This window comes from Arenibacter flavimaris (assembly GCF_030291335.1).
In the GTDB taxonomy this organism is placed as follows: Bacteria; Bacteroidota; Bacteroidia; order Flavobacteriales; family Flavobacteriaceae; genus Arenibacter.
Map to the genome: position 1 here is coordinate 21,224 of NZ_JASWIM010000020.1, position 16,102 is coordinate 37,325.

Genomic DNA, 16,102 nt, shown 5'->3' on the forward strand with positions numbered 1-16,102 from the left:
TCTAACGCACCTTTAAGGTTACAATCGTTATTACCGCCAACAGAATTCCAACAACCCAAAACCTGGTCACGATTTTACTTTCGTGGTATCCTTTTTTCTGGTAATGATGATGCAGTGGTGCCATTAGAAAAATTCTTTTCCCCTCTCCAAATCTCTTTTTGGTATACTTAAAGAACCCCACCTGTAACATCACGGAAATAGACTCTGCAAAAAAGATTCCGCACAAAACGGGTATCAGCAATTCCTTTCGGATAATGATGGCGATAACCGCAATTATCCCACCAATGGTCAAACTTCCCGTATCTCCCATAAAAACGGTCGCAGGATAGGCGTTGTACCAAAGAAATCCTACCAAGGCCCCTACAAAGGCCGCGATAAACACCACCAATTCCCCTACTCTGGGAATAAACATGATATCCAAATAATCCGAAAAGATAATGTTACCTGAAACTAGGGTAAAAATGCCCAGGGTAAATACGATAATAGCCGAAGTCCCAGCAGCCAATCCGTCTATACCATCGGTTAGATTTGCCCCGTTGGAGACTGCCGTTACAATAATTATGATTATGGGAATAAATACCAGCCAGGCATATTCTTCCATGCCATCTCCCATCCAGGAAATAAAACGGGCATAATCCAGCTCGTTGTTTTTAATAAATGGCAAGGTGGTCATGGTAGATTTAATTTCCTTGCCAGGTACTTGCTGCACCGTATAGTCCTGGCTAATTTCGGTCCTAGCGTGCTCTTTCATGGTTACCTCTGGATGGAAATATAAGGTTGCACCCACCATAAGGCCCAAAATTACCTGCCCCATTACCTTGAACCTTCCTTTTAATCCTTCCTTATCCTTTTTAAAAATTTTGATGTAATCGTCCACAAATCCAATAATCCCCATCCAAATGGTAGTGACTATCAACAGGATGACATAAATATTGTCCAAGAAACGCGCAAACAATAGTACCGGTATCAAGGTGGACATAATAATGATCAACCCACCCATGGTAGGGGTTCCCGCTTTTTGCTTTTGGCCTTCCAGGCCCAGATCCCTTACGGTTTCGCCAATTTGCTTATATCGTAAATAATTAATTATTCTTTTTCCATAGACTGTTGCCAACAACAACGAAAGCATAACCGCAATTGCTGCCCTAAACGTTATAAATTGGAAAAGCCCTGCCCCTGGCAGTTGATAGTGTTTTTCCAAATATTCGAACAAATAGTATAACATTCTTGGGTTTATTGTTTTTTGTTGTTTTCTTTAATATTGGCGACTTCCATTCTATTTATTTAAGTTGACCAACAACTCCTTCACTATTTTATAATCATCGAAGTCCTCCCTAACCCCATTTGTTTCCTGATAGGTCTCGTGGCCTTTGCCAGCAACCAGTATAATATCGTGGGCGGCAGCCAATTGACAGGCGGTTTTAATTGCCTGCTTACGGTTGACGATAGACAGTGTTTTATTTACATTTTGCGCTTCCACACCAGCTTCCATCTCCTCTATAATAATGGTGGGCGACTCCGACCTGGGGTTGTCAGAGGTAAAAATGACCTTGTTACTCAATGTTGTTGCGATATGACCCATAACCGGACGCTTAGACTTATCTCTGTCACCACCACACCCCACGACGGTGATGACATTTTCATTTCCAGTCCTCAATGTATTGATTGTATCAAGTACATTTTTCAAGGCATCCGGTGTATGGGCATAATCAACAATAGCTGTAATTTTTTCTTTAGATATATAATGCTGAAACCTTCCGTCTACATTTTCCAATTCGCTTAGCAGACGAAGAATTTCCAATTTTTCCAACCCCAACAAATCCGCAGTGGCGTAAATTGCCAACATATTATAGGCATTAAAATCCCCTATCAGTTTGGACCAAACCTCATTGTCATCGATCTTCAACAATTGGCCATTGAACTGATTTTCCAATATTTGGGCCCTATAATTGGCATAGGATTTTAAAGCATAGGTATACTTTTTAGCACTGGTATTCTGCAACATTACCAAGCCGTTCTTATCATCGATGTTGGTAAGTGCAAACGCCTTTTTGGGCAACTGGTCGAACAATTTCTTCTTAGTATCCCTATACTCTGCAAAAGTTTTGTGATAATCCAAATGATCGTGGGACAGATTGGTAAAAATAGCTCCTTCAAATACCAGGCCTTCCGTTCTTTTTTGATGTATTCCATGGGAACTGACCTCCATAAAGCAATACTCTACCCCTGCATCGTTCATCAATTGCAGGTGCTTATTGATTGCTAGGGCATCGGGAGTGGTATGGGTGGTGGCATATTCCTTATTATCTACCATTATCTTTATGGTGGATATCAATCCTACCTTAAAACCGGCCTTTTTGAACAATTGATAAAGCAAACTACTAACAGTGGTTTTCCCATTGGTTCCAGTAACTCCCACCAATCTTAAGTTCTTGGAAGGATTACCATAAAAATTGGATGCCATAATAGCCAAAGCTTTATTGCCGTTATCAACCTCTACATAGGTTACCCCATCGTCCAACTTCTTGGGCAGTTCTTCACAGACAATTGATGTTGCTCCAGATTCAATGGCCATTTCAATGAACTGATGGCCATCGGAAACAAGACCTTTTATAGCCACAAAAACATCGTCCTTTCCAACCTTTCGGGAATCAAAACAGATATGGTTCACCATGATGGAGGTAGATCCGCTTACCGCAGATAGACCAACCCCGTACAATATGTCCTTTAGCGTCCTCATGATAGCACCAATACTATTTTATTAACCTTTTTCAGATCTGTTCCCTTGGCAATTGATTGTTTCTTCACCTTTCCGTTCCCCTTCACCTCCACTTCTATTCCCAAGTTTTCAAGGATCGATACGGCATCCATTCCACTCATGCCTTCTACATTGGGGACTTCATTATATTTTTTATTGGAAGCTGCAAAGTATCGTTGAAAGTCTTCTTCCGAGTGCTCGGTTTCCACATCATTAACATCTACCTCATCCACTAAAGGAGAACTTGCATAGATCTTTTGGGCAACCGATTTGAACACCGGACCCGAGACATCGGCTCCATAATAACCCACACTTTTGTCCGGCTCATGAATTACCACAATACAAGAATATTTAGGATCGTCCGCAGGAAAGTAACCCGCAAATGTGGAAATATATTTCATGACCTCCGGATCTTTGGAGACATAATTCTTCTGTGTGGTTCCTGTTTTTCCTGCCATGGAAAAATTGGGCGAATACAGCCCATGCCCGGTACCGTGCTTTTTTTCCACAACATTTTTCAGCAGTTGTTGCACCTTGTGCGCTGTTTCCTTGGAACAGATAGAGGGATTGATAACCTCTTTCTCAAATTTCAAAATGGTCTTATCCCACTCCTTCACCGCTTTTATAAGCCTGGGCTTCAACATTTCCCCGTCATTGGCAATGGCATTGTAAAAAGTTAGGGTCTGCAAAGGCGTAAGCGAAACTTCATACCCATGGGACATCCATGCCAAGGAAACACCGGACCAACCTTTATCCCCAGGATATCGGATTACCGGGGTCCCCTCCCCATTGATCGGCAATCCCAATTCCCTATGAAGGTTCATATTCATTAGACGGTTGACAAATTTTTCCGGATTGTCCTTATAATTGTTATTGATGATTTTTGCAAAAGCGGTATTGGAAGACACCTCAAATGCCTTGGCAGCAGTTATTTTACCATAACCACCGTGCTTGGAATCCCTAACGGTCCTGTTATAGACCTTAAAGGTTCCCTTTTCGGTATCAATGACGGTATTGGTATCTATAACCTTATCTTCCAAGGCTACCACCATGGACATTAACTTAAAAGTTGATCCAGGCTCATGGGACTCCCCAATGGCATAATTCAGTCGCTCATAATATTTACCTTCGCTTGTTCTTCCCAAATTGGAAATGGCCTTGACCTCCCCCGTCCTGGTTTCCATTACGATTACGCAGCCATGTTCCGCGTTATATTTTTCCAACTGCCCCAATAGGGCATGATGAGCAATATCCTGTATATTAATATCGATGGTGGAAACTACATCATAACCATCTTTGGGCTCTACAATATTATCCCAACCAATAGGCTTCCATTGTCCTTTGGCTATTTTTTGCTTTAACCTCTTACCTTCCACTCCTCTCAGATATTGTCCAAAGGCCCCTTCCAAACCAACCCTGGTATAGTACCCGTCCTCATCTACCCTTTCATACCCAACACTCCGCTCCGCAATCTTCCCCAAGGGATGCTCACGTACAATTTTCTGCTCTATAATAAGGCCTCCTTTATACGGACCTTTATTGAAAAGCGGAAATTGTTTTACGGCGACATATTCCGAATAATCCAGATTTCTGGCGATCAAGGCGTATCTATTCTTATTGGCTTTCGCTTTTCTCAACAATTGCTGATAATGGGAAGACGAATTGCCCAACAATTTGGCCAAGGCCTCGGACAAGGGCTTAACATTCTCCTCAAAATCCCTTTTCCCAACTGTTTCCGCATCAAACCGAATAGTATATCTTGAAACCGAGGTTGCCAACAAACTACCATCATCAGAGTATAGATTGCCCCTTTTGGGAGCAATGGTGAACATTTTCTCCGTACGGTCCATAGCCAGTTTTCGATACTTCTCCCCTTCCACCATCTGTATACTGACCAATTTGACCAAAACGGCAATTGCGAACAGGAAAAGGAATCCCGCCACAATATATAATCTGGTCAATATGTTTTTTTCCGTTACAGGCACTATTGTTCGGTTTCGGTTTTAACTTTTATTTTTTTTGGGGGAGTTTCAGACGGAAATAAGCCATCTTGCTCCAAAATTCTCAATACAGTGGACTCCAGTTTTAACTCCTGCATATCGGACCGCACATCCACAAACTCACTTCTCAATTCCTTAACCTGTTCGTCAAGGGCAGCAATTTTATGAACCTTTCCATCGGCACTATGGGAACTGGCAATCATCACCGTTGCCAAAAAGGAAACATAAATGATAAACATCCAGTTCTTGGGAGCTCCTCCGCTCACCAAAAACTTTCCTTTTAAAATATCCAATATCCCGTTTTTCATTACTCAAAAATTATCCAACTTTATACCTTCTTATACTATTGCATTACTGCTCATGCTATTGCGAACAATCCATTTATGCCATATTTCGATCTCAAACCCGCTCCGCAATTCTTAGCTTGGCACTCCTAGCCCTATTGTTCAACTTTATTTCCTCCTTGGAAGGAACCACCAAACCTCCAACCTTTTTTAAAGGAACTTCTATGTTACCGTAAAAATCCTTTTCCGGCTCCCCTTCAAACTGTCCTGCCCTAATAAACCTTTTCACCAGTCTATCTTCCAAGGAATGGTAACTTATTACGCTCAACCTCCCCCCTTCGTTCAACAATTCCGGCACCTGTTCCAAAAACTCCTTAATCACTTGTATTTCCTGGTTCACTTCTATCCTTATAGCCTGATAGATCTGTGCCAAAATCTTATGCTCCCTATGCTTTGGTAAATACTGCCCAAGCACTTCTTTCAATTGATCGGTAGTTCTTATCGGTGTATTTTCCCGCTGCCCGATAATGGTTTTTGCCATTGCATTGGCATTTCGCAGGTCTCCATACTCAAAAAGCACCCTCCTCAACTCATCATACCCATAAACATTTACCACATCAAAGGCCGATATCTGGTTCTTTTTGCTCATCCGCATATCCAGATCGGCATCAAAACGGGTAGAAAATCCTCTCTCCGCCTGATCAAATTGATGGGACGACACGCCAAAATCGGCCAAAATCCCATCCACTTTCCTTATGCCATAGAACTTCAAAAATTGTTTTATATATCTAAAATTTTCATTGATCAACTGAAATCGCCCATCATCAATTGCATTGGGCAATGCATCCTCATCCTGATCAAATGCCAACAGTCTTCCATTCTCCCCCAGCCTTTTCAATATCTCCTTGGAGTGTCCGCCTCCGCCAAAGGTCACGTCCACATAAACTCCATCCTGTTTTATATTTAGCCCCTCAACGGACTCCGTCAGCAATACTGGGTTATGATAGATCATCATCGTCGTCCCCCATTACTTCCTCGGCCAAACTTGCAAAGTCCTCGGCTGTTTCCTCCAATACCTTTTCATAATTGTCCTTATCCCAAATCTCAACAATGTTAATTGCCGAACTCAACACCACCTCTTTTGTAATTCCAGCAACATCCACCAAATTTTTCGGAATCAACAACCTACCGGTAGCATCTATCTCCACCACCTTTACCCCGGCAGAAAACCTTCTTATGAAATCGTTGTTCTTTTTCTTGAACCGGTTCTTTTTGTTCATTTTTTGCATCAGTAAATTCCACTCTGCCATGGGATACAATTCCAAACAGGGTTGAAAAACCGAACGCTTTACCACAAAACCATCATTAATTACGGGAGACATCTGATTTTTGAGCGCCACAGGAAGCATCACCCTTCCCTTAGAATCGGCCTTACAATCATATGTTCCTATGAAATTAATCACTTAAAGTAGCTGGTTTTTAATTTAATAACTCAAATATATAGAAATTATTACCACAATTTACCACAAAATACCACTTTGTTAATAAAATACCTACTTTATCGACCAATGACACCCAATTACGCCTTAAAAATTCCACCGAGCCACCACAGCAACAAAACTTTCAACAAAAAATTTATCATTAAATATCACCGTTCCTAAAACTTGTCTATACTTGCATAATAATGAAATGCCTATATTTGCCAACTAAGATCAGAAGCTATCCTTAATGGAAAAAAAGATAATTAAAGAGGGGAAATACCGATATATTGAAATGGGCGAAGGAACGCCTATTATAATATTACACGGTCTTATGGGGGGATTGAGTAATTTTCACGGGGTCATGAATTATTTTCCACCCAAAGGCTATAAGGTATTGGTGCCCGAGCTTCCTATTTACGACATGCCTTTGCTAAAAACAAACGTAAAGAGCTTTGCCAAATTCCTGGAAGGGTTTATAGAACACAAAGGCCTTAAAGATGTAATTCTACTGGGGAATTCCCTAGGGGGACATATTGGTCTCCTCCACACAAAATTGTACCCCAAAAAAGTAAAGGCACTAGTCATCACAGGTAGTTCCGGACTATACGAAAGTGCCATGGGAGATGGTTATCCCAAGCGTGGCGACTATGAATTTATTAAAAAGAAAGCCCAGGACGTATTTTATGATCCTGAAGTAGCTACCAAGGAAATTGTGGACGAAGTATTTGCTACGGTAAACGATCGTATTAAGCTGGTAAAAACGCTGGCCATCGCAAAAAGTGCCATTAGGCACAACATGTCCAAAGATTTGCCACATATGTTGACCCCTACCTGTATTATATGGGGAAAAAACGACAGTGTAACGCCTCCCAATGTAGCTGAAGAATTCCATTCACTGCTTCCTGATTCCGATTTGTACTGGATAGAGAAGTGCGGGCATGCCCCAATGATGGAACATCCTGAGGAATTCAACACTGTCCTGGACGCCTGGCTGCAGAAACGAAATTTCTAAACCAGTCAATACCAATAACCTATAAAAGCGAACCAATGAAAATTAAGTCGGCCGACTTTGTTATGAGCAATTCCAACGTAGCAAATTGCCCTAAGGACCATTTGCCGGAATATGCATTTATTGGTCGCTCCAATGTTGGCAAGTCCTCCTTGATCAACATGCTGACCCAGAGAAAAAATTTGGCCAAAACTTCGGGCAGACCTGGAAAGACACAGCTTATAAACCATTTTAAAATAAACGAAAATTGGTTTTTGGTAGATTTACCCGGCTATGGCTATGCCCGTGTATCCAAAAAAGACAAAAAAACCTTTCAAAAATATATCACCGATTACTTTATTGAGCGTCAGCAATTGGTATGTGCATTTGTTCTGATCGATATAAGACATGAACCCCAAAAAGTGGACATGGAATTTTTGGAATGGATGGGGGAAAACCAGATTCCTTTTTGTATGATTTTCACCAAGGCGGATAAATTGAAACCAAAGGCCATAGAAAATCACGTCAATGCCTATATTAAGGAATTATTGGATGGAGTTTGGGAAGAGGCCCCCAATTATTTTGTTACCTCCTCCAGCAATGGCATGGGCCAAGAAGAATTGCTCGGTTTTATTGATGAATTAAATACCAACTTCTTCAAGACAGTAACCTAGATTTACTTGGCGTTTACCGATGTCTTTATTTGTGCCAACTTGGTCTGAACGGTCAGAATAAGATCCTCCTGACTTTCCATGGCATTGATCTCCGCTTTACGTATAAACCCTGTAAGTTTACCCGCTTTTAAAAAGAACACCTGCGGAAAGGCTTCTTTGTTCTGTTTTTCTTGCGAATACCGTTTTTTAAACTCGTCCCTGTGAAGAAATTCCATATCCACACCGGCATGCCGCCTAAATTCCTTCCATTTCTTATTTTCGGAAAAAAAGCCATAGGTTATGGCGCACAGCTTACAATCGTACGAATTGGGATCCAAGGTTTTATGGATACTGTCCAAAAGGGCATTGCCATATCCGGAATTGGCATTATACACGAACACAAGTCGCTCCGCTTGATTACCATCCATCATTTTAAATTAAGAATTGTTGTTACCAACTTAGTCGGCCAACATCTAAAATACTTAATGGAATAGTGCTTGAAAACACCGGGAAGGGTAAACAACCCATATGCCACTTACTTTTTCAACTCCAATTTTTCGGCAAAATAATCGCAAAAATCTTTCATCGTTGCCGTCATTTTTTCATCTTGGGTAGCCTTCATGAAAGTATCGGACAGGGAAACCAATGTTTGATGAAAAAACACTTTCATTTCATCGACCGGCATATCCTTTGTCCATAGATCAATCTTTAATGATTCCTGGTTTTTACTATCCCATACGGACAGGAGCATTGCTTTGGCTTTTTCATTATCTATACCACCATCCTGGGCAGACCATGTCAATTCCTCAGGAACCCTATTCTCATCCAATCCAACTTTTAATGTAATTTCTGATGTATGTAGTTTTGCCATTACTTTTTTTGATATGTTTGATCTTCTACAGTTTTCTGGGCTTATATCCCGATCTTTTAAACAATTCCTCTTCAGGTAAGTTCAACATTTCCTGTAAGGTAATATTATTATTGCCCATGAAGGCTTTTACTATTTGCCAGCCAATATAACGCCCTATTTTACCTGGAGATTCATTATCCAATTCCAGTTCAAACTTGGAAAAAGGGGCCGGGTCCAAAAATTTTGGCCCCAATTTACTATTGGTACTGTACAACAATTCGCGTTCTATGAAATAACGCCAAATCTGTTCTTCGTTGACATTCGCCCATTCCAGTTCCTCCGGGGCATAACCAATTATGACCGCTTCATTTTTCCGAGGCATAAGCTGCTGCATTAAATACAGCTCTTTCCCGTAATAAACAAGTTGTGACAAAAAAGTGCGGTCACGTGGTTGCACTACCACTGTTTTGGCAAACGCGCTTGCCATATCCCGGGTCATATATTGTTTATCCAAATCGTTGGCGATATATTTGGAAATACCCTGATAAAACTTATGGGAACTTCCCAAATAATTATCGAGACCAATAAGAAGTAGGCTATCCGTTAAAATTATCCTGTTGTTGTAATCCACTTCCGAGGTAACCGTAACAACCTTTGGTACCGTATAATCCGGGAAATAATATTTTATATACCTAAACAACCACTCTACATCTTCCTTTTCACTTACAAAGTCGGGAAAGGACTTCCCTACCTCCTCCATAACTTCCAATTGCAGGGAATCCTGCAATTTGGCTACCCAAACACTATCCGAATACATCGCAGGAAAAAGATATGGGTACTTTTCTTTTAAAATCGGAATATCCCCAGGCTCCGCTTGGGCAAATTCCCTATCGAACCGAAAAACCTTTACATCCACGTTTATTTTAGCAACCTCATCGGCCACTTTATCGCTACCCTCACAACTGCAAAAAATAAAAATTGGAAGAAAAATGAGTAAAAGTACCTTTCGCATGCTAAAGTAATTGGGTTAATGTTTTAAATATTAAATTCTAGGCTTTATTTTTACCGTGCAAAGTTAAGTTTTTAAACCTTATAAATTGTTCAGATGCAGACCGAAAAAGTTATAGACTATATTGTGACCTGGTTACGGGATTATGCCAATAATGCAAATATAAAAGGATTTACAATAGGAATTTCGGGAGGTATAGATTCTGCGGTAACTTCAACCCTATGTGCCAGAACCGGCCTACAACTTTTATGTCTGGAAATGCCCATTCATCAGGCCGAAAACCAAGTTACCCGTGCATCCAACCATATTAAATGGCTTAAAAAGCAATATCCCAATGTTGAAAGACTGGAGGTAAACCTTACGCCCACTTTTAATAGTTTGGTGGAGGCACTGCCTGCCGTTGAAAATGAGGAAGACCGATTTATGTCCTTGGCGAATACCAGGGCCAGGTTGAGGATGACCACCTTATATTACTTTGCCGCATTGAACAAACTATTGGTGGCAGGAACCGGTAATAAGGTGGAAGATTTTGGCGTTGGCTTCTACACCAAATACGGGGATGGCGGTGTAGACTTAAGTCCGATCGCCGATCTACTTAAAACCGAAGTATACGAAATTGCCAAGTTCCTTGGTATTAATGAGGACATTATAAAGGCTGCGCCTACAGATGGCCTGTGGGGCGATGACAGAACCGACGAAGACCAAATAGGAGCTAGCTATCCAGAATTGGAATGGGCCATGCAAATGGAAGAAAAAGGAAAACTGGATACGGATTTTTCCGATAGGCAAAAAGAAGTTTTTCAGATTTACAAAAGATTTAACCGCGCAAACAAACATAAGATGGTTCCTATTCCCGTTTGCGAAATACCAAATTCGCTAAAATGAACCTCTCACCTAAGAACCAAGTGATTAAATCGAAAAAACATGCAAAAATTTTTAATATTCATTAAAAAAATCAAGCTTTGCTTATTCAATTAGATATTTTAACCCTACATTGCATGTCAGTATTTTTAGACATGATTATTGATGTTGAAATCTAGAAAAATAACCTAAAATGATCAAAATATTAATTGCTGATAATCATCCTATAGTTCGGATGGGTGTAAAACAAGTCTTGGAGTCGGTTTCCGATATTCAAGTAATCGCCGATGCATCTACAACCACGGAATTATTCAAAAAACTGGAGCTTTTTACCCCAGACGTAATTCTATTGGAAATGGACATCCCCGAAATTAATGGTATTGCAACCCTTAGAAGAATAAAAAAGGAGTATCCCAATATTCGAGTTTTGATCTACAGCGGTCAGTCTGAGGATGTTTATGCACTAAGTACCATCCGTGCCGGAGCCTTTGGCTACTTGTCCAAAACATCGGATATAGATTATATTATCAGTGCTATAAGAAAAGTTAGCGAAGGCAATATGTTTATTACCAACGAACTGGCGCAACGTCTTGCCTTTGATGAAGGCACACAAAAACCAAGAAGGTTCTTTAGAAAGCTTTCCACTAGGGAAGTTGAAGTCCTTAAACTCTTGGCAAGCGGGAAGCGAAATAAGGAAGTAGCATTGGGCCTTGATCTCAATGAAAAAACCGTTAGCACCTATAAGGCACGTTTAATGCGTAAACTAAATGTTGACAACTTAGTGGATTTACTACAGCAGGCCAAAGCTCTGGAACTGTACTAGATATAATATAACCAATCAAGAACAAAAAAGACGGTTTGCCTACCTTATAGGACTTCCGTCTTTTTTTTATTGTATTCCTTATACTTAAGAAAGAACCCTGTTAAGTTTTTTGTTCAACAATACATTCAGCTGTATATAGTTCATAATCTCTTCCATGATTTCCGTATTTCCTTCCTGATTATTCAAGGTATTTTCCTGAAGGGAGCCTATCCTCTTTTTGATCAAATAGCATCGCAGGGTTAAAATAGTTTCGCTCACCAACTGGGAAATGCCTACTTTTTTATCTTTTGGATATATATCCTTTCGCTCCCACTGATGCAGAACGTACTTTTCCTCTTCCATTAAAATAGAGGAAATTTCCGATGCCAGCTCTTGGTCCAAATTTGCTATAAAAGTGGTAATGGAAAACATTTCCTTCTCATTCAGGTCTTCCATCAATCTATAGTAGATATTTCTGAACTGCTCATTTGCCAGCTCAATTTCATCATCTTGGAGATCCAGGTAAATCTTTTCGTATACTTTGGCATCCAAGGACTCGGGCTCCAGTTCCAAATCGCCCTTTTCATTTTCCTTTAAAACCAGGTCCTCAAATTGTTGCTCCAAATCCCCATACAGCAGCAACATCTCTATGATCTTACGTTCCAGTTCATATTGTACGTCTACCTTTTGCCGTAAAGGTTCGTTTTTTACCACGTCAAAAGCCTGTTGCTCCTGTTTCACCTTTTTATTGGCGTCCGCTACATCTTTTTTTCCAATCTGAGCTAGGGTGTTGAACAGAACAGCCTCGGAAATATTCATAATCTGCGCACACTCCTGTATATATATTTCCTTTTGTATCCTATCCGGAATCTTAGAGATGCTGTTAACTATATCCCTTACCGTATCGGCCCTTTTAATAGGGTCGTTAGCCGCTTCCTCTACCAACAGGGATGCCTTGAATTGAATAAAGTCTTTTGAATTTTCTTGAAGATATAATACTACATCCTCATAATCATTGTTCTTGGAAAAACTATCCGGGTCTTCCCCTTCAGGAAAAGTACACACCTTTACGTTCATTCCCTGTTCCAGGATGAGGTCTATCCCCCTGAGGGATGCCCGTAACCCTGCTGCATCCCCATCGAACAAAACCGTTATATTCTTGGTGAGCCTATTGATCAATCTGATCTGATCTGAGGTCAAGGCCGTTCCACTGGAAGAGACTACATTGTGAATACCGCGTTGGTACATCTGAATAACATCCGTATATCCTTCTACCAAGTAACAATTATCTTCCTTGGCAATGGCCTGTTTTGCAAAGTAGATACCGTACAACACCTTGCTTTTGTGGTAGATGTCGCTTTCAGGAGAGTTTAAGTACTTGGCTGCCTTTTTATCATTGGTCAATATTCTACCTCCAAAACCGAGTACCCTACCGCTCATACTGTGTATAGGAAACATTACACGCCCTTTAAAACGATCAAAAGTCTTTTTGTTATCCCTATCGGCAGCATCTTCCTTGACAATGGTAAGGCCTGTTTTCTCCAAATAATCCAATTGATATCCCTTACCAAGGGCGGCTTTGGTAAAACCGTCCCATTGATCCAGACAATAGCCCAGATCAAACTTCCTTATGGTATCATCCGTAAATCCACGTTCCTTAAAATAGCTTAAACCAATAGCCTTGCCCTGTTCCCTTTCCCACAAAACCTCCGAAAAGTATTTTTGTGCATATTCGGAAACCAAATACATACTTTCACGTTCATTGGTCTGCTCTTTTTGCTCGTTGCTCAGCTCGGTCTCCTCGATTTCAATATTATACTTTCTGGCCAAATATTTAATAGCCTCCGGATATGAAAAGTGTTCGTGCTCCATAAGAAAGGCTACAACGTTCCCTCCCTTGCCGCTACTAAAATCCTTCCATATCTGTTTTACTGGCGAAACCATGAAACTGGGGCTGCGCTCATCCGTAAACGGACTTAATCCCTTGAAGTTGGAGCCCGATTTCTTTAATTGCACAAAATCCCCGATCACCTCCTCCAAACGGGCCGTTTCATATACTTTGTCTATGGTGGATTTCGAAATCAATCTTTACATTTTTAAGCAGGCTAAAGATAGTACTTTAGGGGCTGTTGAAAAAAGGAAAAGCCATGCTTATAACATAAATATTAATTAAATTGCGATTTTCATTTAGAAGTATAAACAAATAGGAAATGATATTATTTCTAGGAACCAAACCCGGAAAAACAACTTCAACATTGCTTCAAAACGTTGCTTGTCCCTATTGTGAAAACAAGGACACCTTAACAGCGGTAACAAGCAAAACTTATTTCCACCTGTTTTGGATTTCCCTTTTTAAAGTGGGTACCCATACTACCATTAGCTGTTCCCATTGTAAAAGAACTTATTTCCAGGATGAATTTACGGAAGAAATGCAACACAGTATTCAAACCACCTTAAGCATAGGACCAAAAAACTAAAATCGCACTGTTTTACAAATCAAATCGCAAGCCCAAAGAGATGTTGTGCTGTTCTACAAGGGCATTGTTAAAAATAGGGTTCAAATCATACTTCACATAAATCAATGCCTCACCAACCCCAGTATAAGCACTTAACCCATAGACAAAATCGTTGGTATTATAATCCCTTTTAAATTTATCCTTCACCCGATTCCCATCCCTATTATATTTTAGTTTTTGGCGACTACCAATATTAAATCCTGCGTACCCCCCCAAACCAAGCCTAAATTGTTTGTGTAGGGAATACCGAATGGTTTTATCGGTCGTCTTTTTACGAGAGGGGCCAAATTCCAGATGAACGGGAAAAACCAAATTATCCATTCTGAATTTGGACTTGTCCAAATCATATTCAAATTCCTCCAACATGGTTTGGTCGCCGCTGGACACGAAGTAGTTGTTCCCCTTTGGCTTAAGCCCATTGAACTGAAAGGAAACTCCATAATTAAACCTTACTAAATTGGTGTTTTTAAACACCCTAGTCCGCCAGGCATAGCCCAATTCAAAGAACCTACTCCCTCCAACCTTATAGGGTGTGTCCTGTAAAGATTCACCATCTATCAATGCATTGTTCAGGCCTACGGCAATTATAAGGCTGGAATAGGTACGGAGATCATATTTTTCCTTATGTTGGTTTCCAGAATTCACCTTAACGCCAAAAATCTTGTCTCCCCCCTCTTCTTCGGCACCAAAACCTATCACAATCCTCTCCATATCCATATTTAAATCCAATTCCCCGTTTCGCTTCAGCAAATCAATATAGTTATCTATAATAACCAACTTGTTTTCTATGTTTCTAGCATGATTGTCCGCAGCCTTTCTTTTGAGTATATCCGCTTCCTCCCTATTTAATCCTCCATTATCCATCCGTTTGTTGATCTGCTCTACTTCCAATTTCAGTGCCTCCCTTTCCGAGTTTTTAATCGCCTCCTTTTTCCTCTCCAGTTCTTCTATTTTATAATTCCTTACATCCACATCCTGGGCCGGTAAATTTTCAGCGCATAATAAAACTAACAATACCACTAGGTACAACGTCAATGTTCTCATAATAAATTTTGATTTGGTTATCCCTGGCCCCGCACTCCTAGAGGAGCGGGGCTAAGGATATTGATTAATGATTGATGAATTTTTATTTATTTCTTGTAGCTACAGCTGTCCTTACTTTTATGTATCCCGCCTTCAGGATTTCAAACAATTGCTCACGGGAATTTTGATCCAATTCACCTTCAACATCGGCAAGTAGGGCCATAGCATCCACGGAGTGACCCTCCAAATACTTACTTTCCGCAAACAGCTCTTTCTGCGCTTGTTTTAATAAGGAATCCACTTCCGCATCTGTAAGGGAGATATCAGTCCGTTCCATGAGATCTACCTGTTCAACTACCTCAATAATTTTAGCATTGATAAGGGAATCCTGACCATTCCATTCTTTTTCAACCAATTTGGTCTCTCTGTGTTCCACACCCCTAACTAGCTTCTCATTTTTTTCCTGAGCTGTAATTGGGGTATGGGCTATGCTGGGTACAATTTTATTGGCCGTTTTATTGGTTTTTTCCACAAGCACGTCGGAAGGTTTTTTGGTTGTAGCTACTTCTCTGTTCCCTTCAACACCTATATTATTGGGAAGGGTCGCGGGAGCCCCCTTAACCACTGGGGCGGGAGCGCTTACCGTTTTAATATCCTCCTTTTTCATTACCCTATTACGGTTTATGTAAACCATGGACACAATCAATAATCCAATAATGGCGGCAGCTATGCCCAACCGGAAGAATTTTGTTTTCACATTATCTCTCCCCTTGGAAGACAATTGGCTAGATAACTGATCCCAAGCTCTATCCGAAGGCGCTATTTCCCTTTTATCCAATTCCTCCTTAATATGTTCCTCAAATTTTAATGGTGCCAT

General features: G+C 40.6%; 17 protein-coding genes. 5 read left to right on the top strand and 12 right to left on the bottom strand.

Features of this window, described 5'->3' with window-relative positions; genetic code table 11:
- Position 1: 1 nt before the first annotated feature.
- From mraY to mraZ, 6 genes are all read right to left on the bottom strand, one after another.
- Entirely contained in the window at positions 2–1,225 is a 1,224-nt protein-coding gene (gene mraY / locus QSE00_RS15045; RefSeq protein ID WP_286106573.1) for a phospho-N-acetylmuramoyl-pentapeptide-transferase, read from the bottom strand.
- Positions 1,226–1,276: 51 nt separating this feature from the next.
- Positions 1,277–2,740 carry a UDP-N-acetylmuramoyl-L-alanyl-D-glutamate--2,6-diaminopimelate ligase gene (locus tag QSE00_RS15050; RefSeq protein ID WP_286106574.1) on the bottom strand — a complete coding sequence of 488 codons (1,464 nt, stop codon included), beginning with the start codon at positions 2,738–2,740 and terminating at the stop codon, positions 1,277–1,279.
- Positions 2,737–4,743, bottom strand: a complete 2,007-nt coding sequence (locus QSE00_RS15055) for a penicillin-binding protein (RefSeq protein WP_286106575.1) — start codon at positions 4,741–4,743, stop codon at positions 2,737–2,739. The genes QSE00_RS15050 and QSE00_RS15055 overlap by 4 nt, the downstream gene beginning before the upstream one ends.
- On the bottom strand, positions 4,743–5,066 hold the full coding sequence (locus QSE00_RS15060) for an FtsL-like putative cell division protein (RefSeq protein ID WP_110355628.1): 324 nt from the start codon (positions 5,064–5,066) through the stop codon (positions 4,743–4,745). Before QSE00_RS15060 ends, QSE00_RS15055 begins: the two co-directional genes overlap by 1 nt.
- Positions 5,067–5,157: 91 nt before the next feature.
- Positions 5,158–6,054: a 16S rRNA (cytosine(1402)-N(4))-methyltransferase RsmH gene (gene rsmH, locus QSE00_RS15065; RefSeq protein ID WP_286106616.1), complete on the bottom strand. Its 897-nt coding sequence runs from the start codon at positions 6,052–6,054 to the stop codon at positions 5,158–5,160.
- A complete protein-coding gene (gene mraZ / locus QSE00_RS15070; RefSeq protein ID WP_031442632.1) occupies positions 6,041–6,505 on the bottom strand; it encodes a division/cell wall cluster transcriptional repressor MraZ in 465 nt (154 codons plus the stop codon). Before mraZ ends, rsmH begins: the two co-directional genes overlap by 14 nt.
- Before the next feature lie 265 nt (positions 6,506–6,770).
- Here mraZ and QSE00_RS15075 point away from each other — a divergent pair, with 265 nt between their 5' ends.
- The gene (locus QSE00_RS15075; RefSeq protein ID WP_110355627.1) at positions 6,771–7,535 is read left to right on the top strand and encodes an alpha/beta fold hydrolase; all 765 of its coding nucleotides are present in this window, start codon (positions 6,771–6,773) and stop codon (positions 7,533–7,535) included.
- Between the two features lie 35 nt (positions 7,536–7,570).
- Complete coding sequence (gene yihA, locus QSE00_RS15080) at positions 7,571–8,185, top strand: ribosome biogenesis GTP-binding protein YihA/YsxC (protein WP_110355626.1); 615 nt, start codon at positions 7,571–7,573, stop codon at positions 8,183–8,185.
- A gap of 2 nt (positions 8,186–8,187) precedes the next feature.
- Here yihA and QSE00_RS15085 read toward each other — a convergent pair whose 3' ends face one another.
- The 3 genes from QSE00_RS15085 to gldB form a co-directional block, all read right to left on the bottom strand.
- Entirely contained in the window at positions 8,188–8,595 is a 408-nt protein-coding gene (locus QSE00_RS15085) for a GTPase (protein ID WP_286106576.1), read from the bottom strand.
- Between the two features lie 104 nt (positions 8,596–8,699).
- Positions 8,700–9,035, bottom strand: coding sequence for a gliding motility protein GldC (gene gldC, locus QSE00_RS15090; RefSeq protein ID WP_110355624.1), 336 nt, complete (start codon positions 9,033–9,035; stop codon positions 8,700–8,702).
- Between the two features lie 25 nt (positions 9,036–9,060).
- Positions 9,061–10,026: a gliding motility lipoprotein GldB gene (gene gldB / locus QSE00_RS15095; RefSeq protein WP_286106577.1), complete on the bottom strand. Its 966-nt coding sequence runs from the start codon at positions 10,024–10,026 to the stop codon at positions 9,061–9,063.
- Between the two features lie 93 nt (positions 10,027–10,119).
- Between gldB and nadE the strand changes: the two genes are divergently transcribed.
- Positions 10,120–10,908 (top strand): NAD(+) synthase, encoded by a 789-nt coding sequence (gene nadE, locus QSE00_RS15100; protein WP_286106578.1) that lies wholly within the window; start codon positions 10,120–10,122, stop codon positions 10,906–10,908.
- 169 nt (positions 10,909–11,077) lie between these two features.
- On the top strand, positions 11,078–11,707 hold the full coding sequence (locus QSE00_RS15105) for a response regulator (protein ID WP_110355621.1): 630 nt from the start codon (positions 11,078–11,080) through the stop codon (positions 11,705–11,707).
- Positions 11,708–11,791: 84 nt separating this feature from the next.
- Here the strand turns inward: QSE00_RS15105 and dnaG are convergent, their stop codons facing one another.
- On the bottom strand, positions 11,792–13,771 hold the full coding sequence (dnaG, locus tag QSE00_RS15110) for a DNA primase (protein WP_286106579.1): 1,980 nt from the start codon (positions 13,769–13,771) through the stop codon (positions 11,792–11,794).
- A gap of 125 nt (positions 13,772–13,896) precedes the next feature.
- On the opposite strand from dnaG, the gene QSE00_RS15115 reads away from it, so the two are divergent.
- On the top strand, positions 13,897–14,163 hold the full coding sequence (locus QSE00_RS15115) for a zinc-ribbon domain-containing protein (RefSeq protein ID WP_286106580.1): 267 nt from the start codon (positions 13,897–13,899) through the stop codon (positions 14,161–14,163).
- A gap of 12 nt (positions 14,164–14,175) precedes the next feature.
- On the opposite strand, the gene QSE00_RS15120 is transcribed toward QSE00_RS15115, so the two are convergent.
- A complete protein-coding gene (locus QSE00_RS15120; RefSeq protein WP_110355618.1) occupies positions 14,176–15,246 on the bottom strand; it encodes a porin family protein in 1,071 nt (356 codons plus the stop codon).
- Positions 15,247–15,328: 82 nt separating this feature from the next.
- Positions 15,329–16,102: a hypothetical protein gene (locus QSE00_RS15125; protein ID WP_286106581.1), complete on the bottom strand. Its 774-nt coding sequence runs from the start codon at positions 16,100–16,102 to the stop codon at positions 15,329–15,331.